We start from the raw sequence: 18,255 nt of genomic DNA, 5'->3' as shown, positions 1-18,255 counted from the left end.
TCTTTATTTTTTCTCGTTAAATAAATTCAACTCTTTAATCCAATTGGTTTTTCTTTCTAAAAGGAAAATATCGATAAACAATAATAAGAAAGCAAATCCGATGAACCATTGAAACTGTGATTGAAAATCGGCCATTTGCGTAGATTCAAACTCTGTTTTTTGAATGTTATTTAAAGCATTTTTGATATATTCTAAAACCTCTTTAGTATTACCGCCGTAAACATAGCCTCCTTTTGTTGCTTTTGCAATAGTTTTTAAGCCTTCTTGGTTAAGTTTAGTAATAACAGTTTCTCCGTTTTGATCTTTTTGATAACTGCGAACCACGCCGTTTTCTTTTAACGGAATTGTTCCTCCTTTTTCTGTTCCAACACCAACAGTAATGATTTTCATTCCTATTTTGTTGGCTTCTTCAGCAGCAAGTGAAGCTCCTTCTGAATGATCTTCACCATCAGAAATTAAAATCAAAAGCTTGCTGGTTTTGCTCTTTTCATCAAAATATTTAGCTGATAATCGAATTGCTTCGTCAAGAGATGTTCCTTGTGATGAAACCATGTCAGGACTCATACTTTGCAAGAACATTTTTGCAACACTGTAATCAGATGTGATTGGTAAAACTGGGAAGGCGCTTCCAGCATAAGCAACAATACCGATTCTGTCGTTTCCTAGAGAATTAATAATCTGCGAAACGAGTTGTTTACTTTTGTCTAAACGATTTGGCGCAACGTCTTCTGCAAGCATACTTTTAGAAACGTCAACAGCAAAAACAATATCAATTCCTTCGCGTTTTACGGTTTCCATTTTGGTTCCTATTTTTGGATTTACCAAACCGATAATTAAGAACGCTAATGCCAAAAGCAAGATCGATATTTTTAATACAGGTTTAAAAACAGATCGCTCCGGGCTTAGTTTCTTCACCATTTCTAAATCACCAAACTCAAGTTGTTTTTTTCTTTTCCAATACATATTGAAAAGAAATATACACGCCACAATTGGGAGTAGTAATAAGAGATATAAATATTTTTTTTCGTCTAATTCCATATAATTTTTAAAATTCCAATCCCTGTGTTATCGAGATCTTTATTCGAATTTCTTTAAATAAAGCTTCTATAAACCGTGTTTCTTAAACCAACTTCTAACAATAGTAAAAAGGCAGCTAGTAAAACAAAACCTCTGTATTTTTCGTCGTAATCATAGAATTTTAATTCTTGGATTTCTGTTGTTTCTAATTTGTTAATTGCATTGTATATTTCAGCTAACTTGTCGTTGCTTGTTGCTCTAAAATAAGTTCCATCCGTTTTTCGAGCAATATTTTTCATTAATCTTTCGTCGATTTCAACCTTTTGCATTTTGAATAAAAAACCTCCGTTTGGTGCGTATGCATAAGGAGATTCTGCCATTCCGTTTGTTCCAATACCAATCGTGTATACTTTTATACCGTATTGTTTGGCAATATCTGCAGCAGTTTCTGGTTCAATAAAACCGGCATTATTAACACCATCAGTCATTAAAATAACAACTCTGCTTTTTGCTTTACTATCTTTAAGACGATTTACGGCAGTTGCTAAACCCATTCCAATTCCAGTTCCGTCTTGCAGAACGGTGTCATATCGAATTCCTTTTATTGCCTCAAGAATAATTGGTTTATCGCTTGTAACAGGTGTTTTAGTATACGCTTCAGAAGCATATAAAACTAAACCAATTCTGTCGTTTGGTCTTTCTTCAACAAAATCTGCAGCAACTCTTTTTAAAGCTTCCATACGGTTTGGCTTTAAATCTTTTGCAAGCATACTTCCAGATACGTCAATTGCCATTACAATATCAATTCCTTTTGTCGTTTTTGTTTGATTGCTAATATCTACCGTTCTAGGTCTTGCGAGAGCAATAATTAAAGAACATAAAGCAATGATTCTAAAAACGTATAGAAAAGGTTTTAATTTTGTTAATAACGATTCGCTGTTTTTAAAACCTGCCGTCGAGCTCATTTTTAATGTAGCCGACTGCTGATTTCTTTTCCAAAAAAACCAAGCAATAGCAATTGGAATTAATAGAAACAACCAAAAAAATTCTGGATTTAAAAAAGTGATCTTATTATTCATTAGTTACTTGCCTTTTTAAGTTCAACAGAATTTAAAATTCGGGTTGTGATATCGTTAGCATACGTATCGCCCTCCTCGTGTAAAATAACTATCTGCTGTAATCCTTGATCTTGTTTAAACAACAAGATTTCGTAATATGCTTTTGTACTAGTTTTAGTTGTCGGATTTAAAATGCTCATTGTTCCGTAACCTTTTACGCCTTGAATTCCTTGATTAGTTTGGAAATCTTCTTGTTTAACGATTATGTTTTGACCTCCTTGAAGTTCGATTACTTTTAGGCTTCCTTCTAAAGCTTTTGATAAATCGATCTCAGTCGGCGTTTTAAATTGAGTTGTAGAAACGGCAACATAAAAATTATCAATCATACTGCCATAAGCAAAAAGTTGCATTTCCTTTATCAAAGCCATCGTTTCCTTCGGAAGTGCTTTTAAAGCATCCATACGTTTTAAAACCTTTGGAGTTTCAATAATAACGCCTGGATTTCCGTATTCACTTTTCACCCATTCTCCTTCTAATAATTCTTTAGACGGATGCCCAATAATATTGTCTTTTACGTATGCAAATCCTTTTGTTGCAATAAAGAAAGTTGTTGTTGCAAATAGTAAAAAAACAACTGAACCAGCAGCAATTGCAATACGTTTGTTTCTTTGTTTCTTTAATTGAAGCTGAATTTGTTTCTGCTTTTGAGCTTCATTCAATAATTGATCTTCTTCTTCAGCTGGAACTTCTGTTGGAATAGCATTGTCCAGTGTTAGAATTACTTTTTGAATTTTATTTCGGTCGTCAGTAATTTCAAAATCCAATGGTTTAGATTTTGCAAATTTCACTAAATCGGCCTGACGCAATACGCGTTCTAGATTTTCAACTGTTTCTGGCGTTAAAGCCATTTTCTTCTTAGTAGAAGCAGTTCTAATTGCCTCAATTAATTCAGAAGTTGTGCTTTCCATTGCAGGAATATGAATGGCTTCTTCAATATAATTACGAGCAATATCAGTTAGTTCGCTATAATATTCTTTAATCTCTCCTTTTTGAACTAATTCCTTTTGTTCTAGATTGTTTAATAAACTAGTTGCTTTTTCAATAGGAGTTTTATAAACTTCTTCTTCGATTTTCTTTTTCTGATGTTTTTTAACGTACCAGTATACAAAAGCACCAATTCCTAAAATGATAATCAATGCTAAAACATATTTCCACCAATCGCCAATACCGTTGTCAACAGTCGAAATGTCTTTAATGTCATACATTTTTTGCTGCAGCGTGTCCACTTTTACATTGGCAACTTCTACTTTAATAGAATCTGATAAGTAAGGTTTTTTGTCGATTAGAATCTGAACACTCGGAATTACATATTTTCCTGAATCAAATTGTGTTAAGCCATATTTTTTGATTAACTCGTAAGTGTCGTTTTTCTTAACAGTATCAATTGGGTACGATTGAATTACTTCTAAAGCACCAATTTTTTTCAGTTTAGGAAAAACTACTTTCGAGTTCGAATTAACAGTTGTTTTAAGTGTCAGCTTAAATTCGGCTCCAATTTTATTTTTTGTAGTATCAATGCTTGTTTCAACTTGTTTTTGCTGAGCGAAAACAGTCGAAGTAAGTAAAAATAAAAATATGTAAAACTTTAATTTCATTTGATTTTTGATTTCAGATTTTAGTCTAAAACGAAAGCTTAAAAATGGTACGCAGATGGCACAGATTTGAGCGGATTTTTATTTGGATTGTTTAGCAGAAGATTAAATATATCAGTTTTAAAAAATCTAAAATCTGCAATCTAAAATTATATTTATCTTGATTTAAAATAGCCTAATAATTTGGTTACATAATTTTCGTCAACCCTTGTGTTTACAACGCCAGCCCCAGATTTGCTGAAAATTTCTTTGAAATAATTAACTCTTTCAAGGTAATGTTTCTCGTAATTCATTCGCACGGTTTTTGAACCTGTATCGACTAATTGAATTTTACCAGTTTCGGCATCAAGCATTGTGACCATTCCTAAATTTGGAATTTTTTCTTCACGTATGTCATATACTCTAACTCCTGTAATGTCATGTTTTTTAGAAGCAATTTTTAAAGTCTGCTCATAATTTTCAGACATGAAATCAGAAATCATAAAAACAATTGCTTTCTTTTTCTGAGTTCCCGATAAAAATTTTAAAGCTTGAGCAATATCAGTTTTTTGACTTTTTGGTTCAAACTCGATCAACTCACGGATGATTCTCAATACGTGCGAGCGTCCTTTTTTTGGCGGAATATACAATTCTACATTATCAGAAAAAAGGATTAAACCAATTTTGTCATTATTTTGTGTAGCCGAAAAAGCCATCGTTGCCGCAATTTCGGTGACGATGTCTTTTTTAAACTGACTTTTTGAGCCAAAACCCTCAGAGCCCGAAATATCAACCATTAAAACCATGGTTAATTCGCGTTCTTCTTCAAAAACTTTTACGTGGGCTTCATTGTAGCGTGCGGTAACATTCCAATCTATATTACGAATATCATCGCCATATTGGTATTGGCGCACCTCGCTAAAAGTCATTCCGCGCCCTTTAAATGAAGAATGGTACTCTCCCGAAAAGATATGATTACTCAGTCTTTTGGTTTTGATTTCTATTTTCCGTACTTTTTTTAAAAGCTCTTTTGTATCCATTTTATTTGTTTAAAGTTTAAAGTTTAAAAGTTTCAAGTTTGTTTTGCAACAACTTGAAACCTGAAACTTGAAACAAATTTTTAAGGTACTTCAATCTCGTTTACGATTTTGTTGATAATGTCTACAGAAGTAATGTTTTCAGCTTCAGCTTCATAAGTTATTCCAACTCTGTGACGTAAAACATCATGTACAACTGCACGAACATCTTCTGGAATTACATATCCGCGACGTTTAATGAAAGCGTAACATTTTGCTGCATTAGCTAAATTGATACTTCCACGTGGAGATGCTCCAAAACTGATAAGAGGTTTTAAATCGGCAAGTTTGTATTTCTCTGGATAACGAGTAGCAAAGATGATATCTAAGATGTATTTTTCGATTTTTTCATCCATATAAACTTCACGAACCGCTTCTTGCGCACGTAAAATTTGTTCTACAGAGACTACAGGATTTACTTTTTCGTAAGATCCTTTTAAGTTTTGACGAATTACAAAACGCTCTTCGTCGATTTTTGGATAATCAATTACAGTTTTAAGCATAAAACGGTCAACCTGTGCTTCAGGAAGCTGATAAGTTCCTTCTTGTTCAACAGGGTTTTGAGTCGCTAATACTAAAAACGGACGGTCTAGTTTGAAAGTGGTGTCACCAATAGTCACTTGCTTTTCCTGCATCGCTTCTAAAAGAGCAGATTGTACTTTTGCAGGAGCACGGTTAATCTCATCGGCAAGTACGAAATTAGCAAAGATTGGTCCTTTTTTAATAGAAAATTCGTTTGCTTTGATGTTGTAAATCATCGTTCCAACAACATCGGCAGGCAATAAGTCAGGGGTAAACTGGATACGGCTGAAAGATCCTTGAACTGCTTGTGACAAAGTGTTTATTGCTAATGTCTTTGCTAATCCAGGTACTCCTTCAAGCAAAATATGTCCTTGACCTAAAAGACCAATCAACAAACGCTCGACCATATGTTTCTGACCCACAATAACTTTGTTCATTTCCATTGTAAGAAGGTCTATAAAAGCGCTTTCTCTCTCAATTTTTTCATTTATCGCTCTAATGTCTAAAGTCGTTGTATTTTCTTCCATATAAATATTTTTAAAACCTTGATTTTTATGCCTGAATTTTGAGAGTGCAAATTGACTATTTTTTGAGAAGTAAGATGTTAAAGAATGGTTAAAACTTCGACCAAAGTTCTAATTTTAAGGACGAATTGTGAATCTATTTTTATATTTTTAAGAACTTTGATGATTATGCTTTTAAAAAGCATACATATTAGCAAAAATAATATAATAAAACCATGAGTAAAACAGCATTATCGCCTATTATTTCGGGCACTATGAATTGGGGAGTTTGGGATAAAAACCTAACAACTAAAGAGATGGAGAATATGATACAAATTTGTGTCGAAAATAAAATCACCACTTTTGATCATGCCGATATTTATGGAGGCTACACCACTGAAGCCGATTTTGGAAAGGCTTTTAAAGCCAGTAAAATTTCGCGCGAAAAACTACAATTAATTACAAAATGCGGAATTCAGATGATTGCTGAAAGCCGTACTAACAAAATCAAGCATTACGATTATTCTAAAGAATATATTATTTGGTCTGTCGAAGAATCTCTGAAAAAATTAAAAACAGATTTTGTTGATGTGTTTTTATTGCACAGACCAAGTCCATTGATGCAGGCAGACGAAATTGCTGAAGCTGTTGAGAAATTAAAATCAGAAGGAAAAATTGTTGATTTTGGACTTTCAAATTTTACCAGTTCTCAAACTGAATTGATTCGTCAGAAAACAGAAGTGAGTTACAATCAAGTACAATTTTCGGCAACTCATTATGAAGCAATGGTTGATGGAAGTTTAGATTATATGCAAACGCACGGAATCCGTCCGTTATCATGGAATCCGCTTGGAACTGTATTTAGAGAAGACACTAAAAAAACGCGTCGTTTGAAAAAATTATTGGCGGATCTGGTTCAAAAATACGGTTTTGGTTCAGATACACTTTTACTTGCCTGGATTTTAAAACATCCATCAGGAGTTATTCCAATTGCTGGAACAGTAAACATTGCCAGAATTCAGGCGTTAATGAAAGCGGTTGAACTGGAAATGGATAAAGAAGACTGGTTTGCCATCTGGACTGAAAGTATGGGTGACGATGTTGCATAGTATTTAAGTTAATTCTTGTTTATTTGCTGTAAGAAAAAACTATATTTTTGCTGTTATGTGTTACTCGATAATATTTGTAACACATAACAGTTTTAAAATAGTAATTTAAATAGTAATAAAATGGCAAATATTAGATTATTTCCTGCAATTGAGGAGGTTTTTGTTGATCCGACAAATTTTCATAAAACAATGTTTTTTCCACTACTAACAGTTGAATTAGATTCGATAAACAAAGGTATTGGCAAGGTGCATTTTATTACAGTATATGGTAATGGCGATCCGGAAGTAGAAATCTTAGATAAAGATTTTGGTTACAATTTTATCAAGTTCAAAAGAGTAGGTGATAAGTATAGGTTTGAAGGTGATTTCAAGCAAATGCCTAAATTTGAAAAAGCTCTTGAATGGTATAAAGAGGCTGAAGATATTTACAAGGAACATAAAGATAAGTATTTAACTAAAACAGAATTTACAAAAACAGAGGATAAACGAAGAGAGAAAATTGATTTTGATTACTATTTTTATATAAAAGGAGTGATTAATTATTGGTTAACTAGAGATATGTTTTTAAAAACAGGTAAGTTTATTCAGGGTAATAAATATTCTGGCGGATATAGCGACCATGAAAGAGAAATATATGAATCTTTAGGAGGAGTATATGATGATGAATACGGACTTGAATATTTGCAACAATTATTAGACGAGTTAGAAATTAATATTGATAGCTTGAATTTTGTCGGAAGTGTTGCAGGATATAATTATTCTGAATTAGGTGAAGATAAAATTCTGTTATTTGTAAATAATGAAAAAGGTGAGGTGTTTCAGTATTTTGATTGGAGTTAAAAACAATTACTTTTAAAAATTAATATTCTAAAAGATAAATTCTGAAATGATACGATTAGAAAAATTCGATAAAGAGTTTTATCCAGAATTGATTAATTCCATCAAAAATGCAAAAGAATTAATGCAATTTGGCGGACCAGAATTTACTTTTCCATTAACGGAAGAGCAAATAGATAAAACACTTTCTGATAAAAATAGAATTGCTTTTAGAGTTGTAAATACTTCAAATGATACTACGATAGGACATTCTGAAATTTATTTTAAAGATGATTCTGCAAAACTTGGACGAATTCTTATTATTGATGAAAATCAAAGAGGAAGAGGTGTTGGTGAGCAAATGGTGCTTATATTGTTGAAGTTCATTTTTGAAAACCGAAAAGAGCGACATATCGAATTGAATGTTTTTGATTTTAATATTGGCGCTATAAAATGTTATGAAAAAGTTGGGTTCAATATAAATCCAGATAAAAAACTAATAAGAGAAGTAGAAGGTGAAACTTGGACGGCGCTTAATATGGTGTTGAATTTGAAAATTTGGAAAAATAAGAATTAAAATATTATGCCACAGATTAAAAGGATTCTCACAGATTAAAAAATCATTTAAATCCTTTTAATCTGTGGCAAAATGAAAAAACATAAAATGAAAAAAACAGCCCTAATTACTGGAGCGACAAGCGGAATAGGAAAAGCAACTGCTCAAATTCTGGCAAAAAGTAACTATAAAGTTATTCTTTGCGGAAGACGTAAAGAGCGTTTAGAAGAATTAGAAAAAGAACTTTCTGCTTTTACCGAAGTACATTCTCTTTCTTTTGATGTTCGTGATAAAAATGATGTTCTTCAAAAAATAGAATCTCTTCCTGCAGATTTTTCAGATATTGATGTTTTGATTAACAATGCAGGAAATGCACATGGTTTAGATCCGATTCAAACAGGAGATTTAGACGATTGGGATGCTATGATCGATATAAATGTTAAAGGACTTTTGTATGTTTCAAAAGCTGTAATTCCTAAAATGACAGCAAAACAATCCGGACATATCATAAATATTGGCTCAACTGCTGCAAAAGAAGTTTATCCGAATGGAAATGTGTATTGCGGAACCAAACATGCCGTTGATGCTATTACTGCAGGAATGCGAATTGATTTAAATCCGTTTGGAATTAGAGTGGGAGCTATTCATCCGGGAATGGTAGAAACGGAATTTAGCGAAGTACGTTTTAAGGGAGATGCAGAAAGAGCTTCAAACGTTTACAAAGGTTTTGATCCGCTGCAAGCAGAAGATATCGCAGATATTATTCATTTTGTAGTTTCAAGACCTTATCATGTAAATATTGCCGATTTGGTTGTGATGAGTACAGCGCAGGCATCTTCAACAATTGTCAATAAAAATATTTAAATAAAATTGAATGCAGAGGCGCACAGTAGTGCGTCTTTTTTTTAATTTTAAGTTTTAATAGATTAAATTAGTGCGATTTAGTAAAATTGCTTTGCTTATTCGCTATCGCTCGAATTGTGAAAATAATATAACGATATGATCAATAAACGCCTTTTAATAAAGAATCTACTTGCTCACAATGACGAGAGCAGTTTTTATGATAAAAAAAGGCAGCTGAATTTACATTCCAGAGAGGGAAAAGGTAAGTTTCTAAAGCACATTTGCGCTTTGTCAAACTCAAATCCAACCAATAATTCTTATATCGTTGTTGGAGTTGAAGATCATGATAATGAGATTGTAGGAGACGACTTTTTTGATGACAGCCGTATTCAAAATCTTGTAAATGCTTTCTTAGAAAATCCTCCTAAAATTCAGTATGAGAATGTGCCGTTTCCAAATCTTCCAAAAGATAAAGTAATTGGATTGGTCACAATTAAACCTAAAAGCAAAATTTCATATTTTAAAAAAGGTATTCATACTATCACGGCCAACAGTGTTTTTGTGAGACGCGGCAGTAATTCTGTTCCTGTTGAAGGTGAAATCGAGAAAAATTATCAGAATACTGAAACGGTAATTGGAATTGAAAATAGTTCCCGAAACAGCATTCAATATACGTTGGATGGTGTAATTGATTTTATGAATTTCAGGCACAAAGACATGTCGCCTAAATATCATGTTTTTAAAGAATTATTTGTGATTTGCTGGGCTGGTGTTCCTAAAAAATCTCGCGATAAAACATTCTTATCTCGAGTTGATATTGAATTAATCAACGAACAAATTAAGCTGTTTTATTCAGCACAAGACGTTGTTACAATTGTTTACGACGATGATAGTTTTACAATAACTGAGTATGTGCCGCTTGGGTTAAACGATAAAACGAGTTATTATCCTTTGGAGAAACAAACGATCCATTTTTTTGATAATGGTTACTATAAAATTGATCGTGAAATACTTTTTCAGCCTCCAGAATTCAACAGGAAAATGCTTTATCATATTTATAATTCAAATATGGCATTGCTTCAAAAATTGCAAAAAGGCATTGCTTTATCAGAGCGTGAATTAAAAGATCTGGAGAATCTTCCTTCGACTTTTATGATTTGTTATTTGAATGGTTTCGAAGAAGCCAAGCAAAAACTGATAGATGCTAAATTATTATTGAAACCTTTTGGGCAAGTGTATTTGTCTTTTAAAGAAGCTTTACGTGTTTTGCGTAAAATGAAGTACGACGTTCAGTAGATAAGGCACTAAGTTTTCTCTGTAGAGACACACCGCAGTACCTCTAACTTAAAAGCGTGTTAGCATAAATTATTGAAATCTTAAATATTTACTGACTTTATCATAAGGGAATAAAATCTTTTTTGGTCCATCGGCGTAAGATGCTGCTTCATATGCATTATAGTACAGAAGTAAACCTTTGTCTGTATAGAAAATGTTCTGAGGTAAATGAAATTTATCATTTTCAAACATTAATCCCGTTGCATTTATATTTGATTTTTGTGGAATATTATATTGGGTTCTGAATTCTTTTTCGGCGAAAGCCAGAAAATCTTTTTCATTTTTAAAAAGCTGATTGTTAAAAATGGTTTTTCCCGTTTTTAAATTAAAAAGTAAAGATCGAAATCCTTGATAACCATGGGCTCCTCCGGTAAAAGTATAATGATCGATCTTAATATTTAAAATTTGATCTGATTCAAATTCTATATTTCCAGTTATTTTTCCTTCCCAGCCAAAAGTGTCATTTGGAAATTTTTGATGCATTTCTTCATACGATGTAATAAAAGATTTTGACAATGATTTATAGTCATTCACTTTTGTAGAGTCATCTCCAAAATAAATGATTTCTTTTACCACCGCAAAAACTTTCTTGTTGATACTATCGGCTGCTAGTGAACTATTTTTTGCTATCGGAATATCGATGCTGATTTTTGGGCAGTCATTTTTGCACGGAATAGTTGATTTTTCTTCAAACGTTTCATTTTCAAATGAAAGTTCTTTATTACAGCTTATAAAAATCAAACACAAAAAGATTAAAAAAGAATAATGTTTCATATCAATAAGTGTTAATTAAATACAAAGGTAAGAAGTTGTGTCTCGATAAAATAAATTAAACGGTAAATTTGTCCTGTAAATAAAGATATAAAAATTATAACGATATGAAATTCAATACTAAGGTAATTCACGGTGGTCAGCATCATGATCCAAGTACGGGAGCTGTTATGCCTCCGGTGTATCAAACTTCAACTTTTATTCAAACAAGCCCAGGAAAACCGTTGGCTGATTACGAATACAGCCGAGCATCAAATCCAACTCGAAGCGCTTTAGAAAATGCTTTAGCAAGTATTGAAAATGGTACTCGAGGTTTAGCGTTTTCATCAGGTTTAGCAGCGACAGATTGTATTTTGAGATCGTTTAAAGCTGGTGATGAAATTATAGCAATGGATGATTTATATGGAGGAACATACAGAATGTTTTCTCGTATTTATAAAGATTCTGGAATTAAGTTTCATTTTGTTGATATGACAGATATTGAAAAATTGAAGTCGTTAATTAATGAAAACACGAAATTGGTTTGGGTAGAAACGCCTACAAATCCGTTGATGAAATTGGCAGATATTGAAGAGGTAGCCAAAATCACAAAAGAGAACAAAATTTTATTTGCTGTAGATAATACTTTTGCAACACCTTATTTGCAAAAACCTCTTGATTTAGGAGCAGATATTGTTATGCACTCTGCTACAAAATATTTAGGCGGACATTCTGACGTTATTGCCGGCGCTTTAATTGTAAAAGATGAAGCTTTGGGAGATCAATTGCATTTTCAACAATTTGCAACCGGTGCTACATTAGGACCAATGGATAGTTTTTTAGTTTTAAGAGGAATCAAAACACTTTCATTAAGAGTACAAAGACATTGTGAAAATGGAGAAAAAGTGGTAGATTTTTTAACTAAACACCCAAAAATTGATACTGTTTATTATCCAGGATTAAAGAGTCATCCGTTTCATGAAATTGCTAAGAAACAAATGAAGGCTTTTGGCGGAATGGTTTCTTTTACTTTTAAATCAGGTAAAAAAGAAGATTCTATCGCTTTTCTAGAGAAATTAAAAGTTTTCACTTTGGCTGAATCTTTAGGTGGAGTAGAATCTTTGGCAAATCATCCAGCTTTAATGACACATGCTTCTATTCCGGCTGATAAAAGAGCCGAAGTGGGTATTACAGATGATTTAGTTCGATTGAGTGTAGGTATTGAAGATGCCGAAGATTTAATCGCAGATTTAGAACAAGCTTTAGCTTAGATATATAAAATTTAAAATCCCAAATTCCAAAATGAGTAAAATTGGAATTTGGGATTTTTATTTTGAAATTTATTTAAAAGTCTAAGTAATAAATATATCCTACATTAAACCAGACTTGCCAATCGTTTGATTTGTTTTCTTTGTAAATGTCTTTGTTTGGATTTAAACCATCAACCCAATCAGAATTAAAGACTTGAAAACGGGCTTCAAACATTAAGTCACTCATACTGGTTAGTTTATAGTGAACACCTGCGCCTGCAGTTGCTGATAAAGCTAAATTACTTTCGCTTGAATAGCCGTGTTCACGACCATCAGAAGGAGTCAAGTATTTTATTGGTGTCGTTTCAGGAACTCCCAATTCGCCTAGACTTGATTTTGTTTTAGTTGAATAATAACTTACCAGAAAACCTAAACTTACATAAGGGCTTAAACTTCCGGGAATATTTTCGTAATCGTGTATTTTCATGAATGGAGAAAATTCTAATTGCGGACCAAGATTTACCATCGTTGTACTTCCACTCATAGCTTTAAGTCTTTGTACTGCTGGTGTTGGAGGGTTTTTGCTGACCCATTTTCCAAAATGATGCAGATTGGTTTTCGTGAATGAAAACTCGGTGCGTACTTTGAAATGTTCTGTAAAAAAACTTTCTCCATTATTATTTGCAGAAAAGTTGGTAAAGTGAATAATTCCTATGCTAAAACCCGTATTACCAACATTGGTGTTAAAGTTATTTCTTTCACCATAGTCAGACTGAAAAGTTACGGGACCAAACATGATTCCTATTTCATGCGCAAGAGACGATTGAGCGTTTATTGTTGAGATGCCAAACAAGGCGAAAATAATGAAATATAGGTTCTTACACATTTTTGAGGCTTTCAAATATCGCGCAAATATATAAAAAACGTGATCTATTCAAAATATTATGAACTTCTAATAGAAAATTAATAACGAAATACTTAATTTTCTGACTTTAAGTGTGGTAATTAGATGTAAATTCGGAAGGGTAAAATTGTATTTGATTGTTTGTTTAGAAATAACACAATTCTGCTTCAAAAACGAAAAAAAATAACAATGCATGATCATTTTGATGTATCTTTGTCTGTTGTAACGAAAACGTTTTCTTAAAACGTATTTTCTTATTTAAGGGATTAAAAGTTAAACTATTATTTGAATAATTTATTTAAAAATGGAACAAAAAATAAATGAATTTATGGCTCAAGTTGAGTCAAAAAATCCAAATGAACCAGAATTTCTTCAAGCGGTTAGAGAATTTGCAGAAACTGTAATACCATTTATCGCAGAACGTAAGAAGTATGATGGAAAAAATTTACTTCTTAGAATTGCTGAGCCGGAAAGATCTATAATTTTTAGAGTTCCATGGGTTGATGACAAAGGAGAAATAATTGTAAATAGAGGTTTTAGAATTCAAATGAATTCTGCAATTGGACCTTATAAAGGAGGAATTAGATTTCATCATACAGTAAATTTATCTGTTTTGAAATTCTTAGCTTTCGAACAAGTTTTTAAAAATAGTTTGACAACATTGCCAATGGGTGGTGGAAAAGGTGGTTCTGATTTCGATCCTGAAGGAAAATCTGATGGAGAGATCATGCGTTTCTGTCAATCATTTATGACAGAATTATGTCGTCATATTGGTCCAGATTTGGATGTTCCTGCTGGAGATATTGGTGTTGGTGCCAGAGAAATTGGTTACTTATTTGGTCAATACAAAAGAATTAGAAATGAGTTTACTGGAGTTTTAACTGGAAAAGGAATTGCTTACGGTGGTTCTTTGATTAGACCAGAAGCTACAGGTTATGGAGTTGTTTACTTTACAGATCAAATGCTTCGTACTATTGGACATGATATTAAAGGTAAAAGAGTTGCTATTTCTGGATTTGGAAATGTAGCTTGGGGAGTGGCTCTTAAAATAAACGAATTAGGAGGTAAACTAGTTACTATTTCTGGTCCTGATGGTTATATTTATGATGAAGAAGGAATCTCTGGCGAAAAAATCGAGCATATGGTCGAAATGAGAGCAAGTGGAGATAACAGAGCTGAAAGATATTTGGAGAAATATCCAAATGCTGTTTTCCATAAAGGAAAAAGCCCTTGGGAAGTAAAAGTAGATATTGCTATTCCTTGTGCGACTCAAAATGAGTTGAATGGAGAAGATGCTCAAAAGCTTATTGATAATGGCGTTTTATGTGTAACTGAAGCGGCAAACATGCCTTCAACTTTAGATGCTATTAAATTGTTTTTAGATAATAAAGTACTTTTTGCTCCAGGAAAAGCAGCTAACGCTGGTGGAGTTGCGGCATCTGGATTAGAGATGACACAAAACTCAATTCGTTTAAACTGGACAAGCGAAGAAGTAGACTTAAGATTGAAAGATATCATGGTTGGAATTCACAACCAATGTAAAAAATACGGTGCAGAAGAAGATGGTTATGTAAACTACGTAAAAGGAGCTAACATTGCCGGATTTGTTAAAGTTGCCGATGCTATGCTTGCACAAGGTGTAGTGTAAGATTAATTACAATTGAAAAATGCTCTCATTTGTCTTTTAGGATGAATCGAGAGCATTTTTTTTTATGTATCAACAAAAATTAAATGTATTTGTTTATAGTATATTTGTCTATCCGAATATATTAATAATGACCAGAAAATCGCTCTATATCTTGTTTTTGACTTTGTTTCAATTTGGTTTTGCTCAAAGTCAATTGTCATGGCAGGGTTATTTTTCCTTCAATGAAATTAAAGATATTTCAGAGTCACCAAATACAGTTTTTGCTGCGTCAGAAAACGCGTTGTTTTTTAAAAACACCACATCAAATTTACTAAAAACTAAAACAACTGTTGATGGTCTTTCTGGACAGACAATTTCTGCTGTTTATCATAGTGAAGCTTTCAAAAAAACGATCATTGGTTATGAAAATGGTTTGATGATTATTATTAATGAAACTGACGGAAGTGTAACTAAGAAAGTTGATATAATAAACAAACAGCTTCCTTCAAATATTAAAAAGATCAATCATATAATGGAGCATAACGGATTGCTCTATATTTCCTGCGATTTTGGAATTGTTCAGTTCAATTTAACAGCATTACAGTTTGGAGATACTTATTTTATAGGTGATAATGGTGCCGAAATAAGTGTTAAACAAACTACTTTTTTTAACGGATTTATTTTTGCGGCCACTTCGTCTGGAGTTAGAAAAGCAGATATTACAAATGCTAATCTAAACGATTTTAGTCAATGGACTGTTGTGAATACCGGCGATTGGTCAAGTGTTGAAGCTTTGGATTCAGAATTAATAGCAATTAACGCTTCGGGTAATATTCACCGATATAATTCAATTAATTTTATTGGTTTTTTACAGCTTTCACAGCCTTCTTCTGATATGCGGACAGTGAACCGCAATTTGTTTATTACCACTCCCAATGCAGTTTATATTTATAATAATCAGATGGTTTTAAATCGTCAGATTTCAAATACTCAGGTTTTAGATAACAGCTTGGTTTTTACTTGCGCCTCAGCAGTTGGAGATTTATTATACATCGGAACAAAAGATAAAGGATTAGTTACTTCTTCGCTCAGCAGTGCGGGAACTTTTGTAAATAGCACACCGGAAGGACCTTTTAGGAATAATATTTTTTCGTTAGACGTTACGCCAAATGTACTTTGGGCAGTTTACGGAGATTATGATACCTATTATAATCCGTATGATTTAGATAGTTACGGAATTAGTAAATATGCTTCTTCTGCCTGGCTGAATATTCCGTACACTGAAGTATATGATGCAAAATCTATAACAAGAATTATTGTGAATCCTAGAAATGAAAAACAAGTTTATGCAAGTTCTTTTTTTTCAGGTTTGTTGCGAGTGGAGAACGATATTCCTAACTTTTTGTATAACGAAAAAAACAGCGGTTTAGAAAGTATAACTTACGAAGGACCAAATTATAAAGATGTTCGTATAAATGGAACCGCATTCGATAAAACTGGAAATCTCTGGATAACAAACAGCAGGATTAAAAATGGATTGAAAGTTTTGAAAGTCAACGGACAATGGCAAAGTTACGCAACCAGTTCAATTTTGAATAATGCAGAAACAACCAGTTATGCTAATATTGTTATTGATAGAAATAATACCAAATGGATTTCGACCAGTAACGAAGGTGTGATTGCTTTTAACGAGAGTACAAATACATTCAAGAAAATGACATTTGGAGTTGACGCAGGAAATTTACCAGCTCCAGATGTGAGATCTGTAGTGATAGATACTAAAAATCAACTTTGGATAGGAACTACAAAAGGATTAAGAGTTTTGTCGAACGTGGGAAGTTTTCAATCTGACAGCCAATTAAAAGCAAATCCAATTATTATCATGGAAGATAATTTGGCTCAGGAATTAATGTACGAACAGTTTATTACTTCTATTGCGGTAGATGGATCAAATAATAAATGGATTGGAACGGCTGATTCTGGAATTTTTATGGTTTCGTCTAACGGGCAGGAAACCAAATGCCATTTTACCATAAATAATTCTCCAATGCCAAGTAATATGGTGAATGATATTAAGATCAACAGTACAACTGGCGAAGTTTTTATAGCGACAAATAAAGGAATGATTTCGTTTAAAGGAGTTGCAACTGGAGCTAATGATGATTTGAGTAACGTTTATGTTTATCCAAATCCAGTTCGTCCAACCTATTCTGGAACAGTAAAAGTGGCAGGATTGTTAGATAGAGCCAATGTTAAAATCACTGATATTGAAGGAAATCTTGTTTTCGAAACGACTTCAGAAGGCGGAACCATAGAATGGGATACAACCGCTTTTGGTAAATATAAAGTAGCCTCTGGTGTGTATATGGTTTTTATTTCGGCGCAAGACGGAGGAGAAACTAAAGTTAAGAAAGTGATGATTATTCGATAGTCTGAAAGTCGAAAGTCAAAAGTTAAAAAATCTAAAATCATTTCGTGCAAGTCAAAACAAAAGCAATAGTAATCTCCTCTTTAAAATTTCAGGAAAAAAGTCTGATCGTAAAATGTTTTACGCTTTCAAACGGACTGAAGTCTTATTTTGTACGCGATGCTTTTTCAAGTCGAAAAGCGAGTCAGAAGATTGCTTATTTTCAGCCGTTGTCGATTTTAGAAATAGAAGCCATTCATAAAAACAAAGGCACTTTAGAAAATTTCAAAGAGATAAAAACCGCAGTTCCTTTTCAAAGTATTCATACAGATCTTGTAAAAAGTACAATGGTAATGTTTCTTTCAGAAATGCTTCATTATTCCATTCAAGAAGAAGAAAAAAACGAGTCACTATTTGTGTTTTTAGAAACCGCATTGACTTGGCTGGATCATCATGATGAAATTTCGAATTTTCATTTAATTTTACTTTTAGAAATCACAAAATATCTAGGGTTTTATCCAGATGTTTCAGAGGTAGATCTGCCGCATTTTGAGATGAATGATGGCGTTTTTACACTTTTTTCAGGCGGAAATACACTTTCCGAGCATGAAACCAATTTGCTGAAAAAATTACTCGATTTAAAATTTGATAACGATCAAAAAGTTTTTCATGTTTTAGAAAGACAAATTCTGCTAAAAATTATTATTGATTACTATAGTTTTCATTTAGATGGATTCAAAAAGCCGAAATCTTTAGAGATTTTAAAGGAAGTTTTCTCTTAAATCAGCTAAAAGGCTGTTTTTTTTTGCGGAATCCACGTGAAATTACCTGTTATTGGTCTTTTTTCCGTC

The 18,255-nt window shown here is 32.7% G+C and carries 16 protein-coding genes; 9 read left to right on the top strand and 7 right to left on the bottom strand.

The window, feature by feature from the left end; all coding sequences use genetic code 11:
* Nucleotides 1–3: 3 nt before the first annotated feature.
* The 5 genes from NLG42_RS03545 to NLG42_RS03525 form a co-directional block, all read right to left on the bottom strand.
* Nucleotides 4–1,038: a VWA domain-containing protein gene (locus tag NLG42_RS03545; RefSeq protein ID WP_089057117.1), complete on the bottom strand. Its 1,035-nt coding sequence runs from the start codon at nt 1,036–1,038 to the stop codon at nt 4–6.
* A 53-nt stretch (nt 1,039–1,091) separates the two neighbouring features.
* Complete coding sequence (locus NLG42_RS03540; protein ID WP_089053301.1) at nt 1,092–2,096, bottom strand: vWA domain-containing protein; 1,005 nt, start codon at nt 2,094–2,096, stop codon at nt 1,092–1,094.
* Nucleotides 2,096–3,730, bottom strand: a complete 1,635-nt coding sequence (locus tag NLG42_RS03535) for a BatD family protein (RefSeq protein WP_089057116.1) — start codon at nt 3,728–3,730, stop codon at nt 2,096–2,098. Before NLG42_RS03535 ends, NLG42_RS03540 begins: the two co-directional genes overlap by 1 nt.
* Before the next feature lie 152 nt (nt 3,731–3,882).
* On the bottom strand, nt 3,883–4,746 hold the full coding sequence (locus tag NLG42_RS03530; protein WP_089057115.1) for a DUF58 domain-containing protein: 864 nt from the start codon (nt 4,744–4,746) through the stop codon (nt 3,883–3,885).
* Between the two features lie 80 nt (nt 4,747–4,826).
* Nucleotides 4,827–5,831, bottom strand: a complete 1,005-nt coding sequence (locus NLG42_RS03525) for an AAA family ATPase (protein WP_007807095.1) — start codon at nt 5,829–5,831, stop codon at nt 4,827–4,829.
* A 212-nt stretch (nt 5,832–6,043) separates the two neighbouring features.
* On the opposite strand from NLG42_RS03525, the gene NLG42_RS03520 reads away from it, so the two are divergent.
* The 5 genes from NLG42_RS03520 to NLG42_RS03500 all read left to right on the top strand — a co-directional run bounded on the left by NLG42_RS03520 (nt 6,044) and on the right by NLG42_RS03500 (nt 10,427).
* On the top strand, nt 6,044–6,916 hold the full coding sequence (locus NLG42_RS03520; RefSeq protein ID WP_089057114.1) for an aldo/keto reductase: 873 nt from the start codon (nt 6,044–6,046) through the stop codon (nt 6,914–6,916).
* Nucleotides 6,917–7,036: 120 nt separating this feature from the next.
* Complete coding sequence (locus NLG42_RS03515) at nt 7,037–7,756, top strand: hypothetical protein (protein WP_257683022.1); 720 nt, start codon at nt 7,037–7,039, stop codon at nt 7,754–7,756.
* A gap of 46 nt (nt 7,757–7,802) precedes the next feature.
* A complete protein-coding gene (locus tag NLG42_RS03510; protein ID WP_257683021.1) occupies nt 7,803–8,309 on the top strand; it encodes a GNAT family N-acetyltransferase in 507 nt (168 codons plus the stop codon).
* A gap of 87 nt (nt 8,310–8,396) precedes the next feature.
* Nucleotides 8,397–9,152 carry an SDR family NAD(P)-dependent oxidoreductase gene (locus tag NLG42_RS03505; RefSeq protein ID WP_257683020.1) on the top strand — a complete coding sequence of 252 codons (756 nt, stop codon included), beginning with the start codon at nt 8,397–8,399 and terminating at the stop codon, nt 9,150–9,152.
* Nucleotides 9,153–9,287: 135 nt separating this feature from the next.
* Nucleotides 9,288–10,427, top strand: a complete 1,140-nt coding sequence (locus NLG42_RS03500) for an ATP-binding protein (RefSeq protein WP_089057110.1) — start codon at nt 9,288–9,290, stop codon at nt 10,425–10,427.
* A 69-nt stretch (nt 10,428–10,496) separates the two neighbouring features.
* Here NLG42_RS03500 and NLG42_RS03495 read toward each other — a convergent pair whose 3' ends face one another.
* Nucleotides 10,497–11,240, bottom strand: a complete 744-nt coding sequence (locus NLG42_RS03495; RefSeq protein WP_089057109.1) for a DUF3298 and DUF4163 domain-containing protein — start codon at nt 11,238–11,240, stop codon at nt 10,497–10,499.
* A gap of 104 nt (nt 11,241–11,344) precedes the next feature.
* Between NLG42_RS03495 and NLG42_RS03490 the strand changes: the two genes are divergently transcribed.
* A complete protein-coding gene (locus NLG42_RS03490; RefSeq protein ID WP_089057108.1) occupies nt 11,345–12,487 on the top strand; it encodes a cystathionine gamma-synthase in 1,143 nt (380 codons plus the stop codon).
* A 73-nt stretch (nt 12,488–12,560) separates the two neighbouring features.
* Here NLG42_RS03490 and NLG42_RS03485 read toward each other — a convergent pair whose 3' ends face one another.
* Complete coding sequence (locus tag NLG42_RS03485) at nt 12,561–13,352, bottom strand: THC0290_0291 family protein (RefSeq protein ID WP_257683019.1); 792 nt, start codon at nt 13,350–13,352, stop codon at nt 12,561–12,563.
* Nucleotides 13,353–13,674: 322 nt separating this feature from the next.
* On the opposite strand from NLG42_RS03485, the gene gdhA reads away from it, so the two are divergent.
* The 3 genes from gdhA (at nt 13,675) to recO (ending at nt 18,186) form a co-directional block, all read left to right on the top strand.
* Nucleotides 13,675–15,018 (top strand): NADP-specific glutamate dehydrogenase, encoded by a 1,344-nt coding sequence (gene gdhA / locus NLG42_RS03480; RefSeq protein ID WP_089057106.1) that lies wholly within the window; start codon nt 13,675–13,677, stop codon nt 15,016–15,018.
* Between the two features lie 127 nt (nt 15,019–15,145).
* Nucleotides 15,146–17,428, top strand: coding sequence for a type IX secretion system anionic LPS delivery protein PorZ (gene porZ, locus NLG42_RS03475; protein ID WP_257683018.1), 2,283 nt, complete (start codon nt 15,146–15,148; stop codon nt 17,426–17,428).
* Between the two features lie 44 nt (nt 17,429–17,472).
* Entirely contained in the window at nt 17,473–18,186 is a 714-nt protein-coding gene (gene recO / locus NLG42_RS03470) for a DNA repair protein RecO (RefSeq protein WP_089057104.1), read from the top strand.
* Nucleotides 18,187–18,255 lie beyond the last annotated feature (69 nt).

This window comes from Flavobacterium plurextorum (assembly GCF_024638035.1).
Lineage (GTDB): Bacteria > Bacteroidota > Bacteroidia > Flavobacteriales > Flavobacteriaceae > Flavobacterium > Flavobacterium plurextorum.
The sequence above is the reverse complement of the archived record's forward strand: the minus strand, read 5'-3'. Positions and strand labels throughout refer to the sequence as shown.

Excerpts from the sequence above, each read along its gene's own strand:
- gdhA (WP_089057106.1), top strand. The coding sequence starts at position 13,675 with ATGGAACAAAAAATAAATGAATTTATGGCTCAAGTTGAGTCAAAAAAT.
- NLG42_RS03545 (WP_089057117.1), bottom strand. The coding sequence starts at position 1,038 with ATGGAATTAGACGAAAAAAAATATTTATATCTCTTATTACTACTCCCA.
- NLG42_RS03515 (WP_257683022.1), top strand. The coding sequence starts at position 7,037 with ATGGCAAATATTAGATTATTTCCTGCAATTGAGGAGGTTTTTGTTGAT.
- NLG42_RS03520 (WP_089057114.1), top strand. The coding sequence starts at position 6,044 with ATGAGTAAAACAGCATTATCGCCTATTATTTCGGGCACTATGAATTGG.
- NLG42_RS03530 (WP_089057115.1), bottom strand. The coding sequence starts at position 4,746 with ATGGATACAAAAGAGCTTTTAAAAAAAGTACGGAAAATAGAAATCAAA.
- NLG42_RS03535 (WP_089057116.1), bottom strand. The coding sequence starts at position 3,730 with ATGAAATTAAAGTTTTACATATTTTTATTTTTACTTACTTCGACTGTT.
- NLG42_RS03510 (WP_257683021.1), top strand. The coding sequence starts at position 7,803 with ATGATACGATTAGAAAAATTCGATAAAGAGTTTTATCCAGAATTGATT.
- NLG42_RS03485 (WP_257683019.1), bottom strand. The coding sequence starts at position 13,352 with ATGTGTAAGAACCTATATTTCATTATTTTCGCCTTGTTTGGCATCTCA.
- porZ (WP_257683018.1), top strand. The coding sequence starts at position 15,146 with ATGACCAGAAAATCGCTCTATATCTTGTTTTTGACTTTGTTTCAATTT.
- NLG42_RS03540 (WP_089053301.1), bottom strand. The coding sequence starts at position 2,096 with ATGAATAATAAGATCACTTTTTTAAATCCAGAATTTTTTTGGTTGTTT.
- NLG42_RS03495 (WP_089057109.1), bottom strand. The coding sequence starts at position 11,240 with ATGAAACATTATTCTTTTTTAATCTTTTTGTGTTTGATTTTTATAAGC.
- NLG42_RS03500 (WP_089057110.1), top strand. The coding sequence starts at position 9,288 with ATGATCAATAAACGCCTTTTAATAAAGAATCTACTTGCTCACAATGAC.
- NLG42_RS03505 (WP_257683020.1), top strand. The coding sequence starts at position 8,397 with ATGAAAAAAACAGCCCTAATTACTGGAGCGACAAGCGGAATAGGAAAA.
- NLG42_RS03490 (WP_089057108.1), top strand. The coding sequence starts at position 11,345 with ATGAAATTCAATACTAAGGTAATTCACGGTGGTCAGCATCATGATCCA.
- NLG42_RS03525 (WP_007807095.1), bottom strand. The coding sequence starts at position 5,831 with ATGGAAGAAAATACAACGACTTTAGACATTAGAGCGATAAATGAAAAA.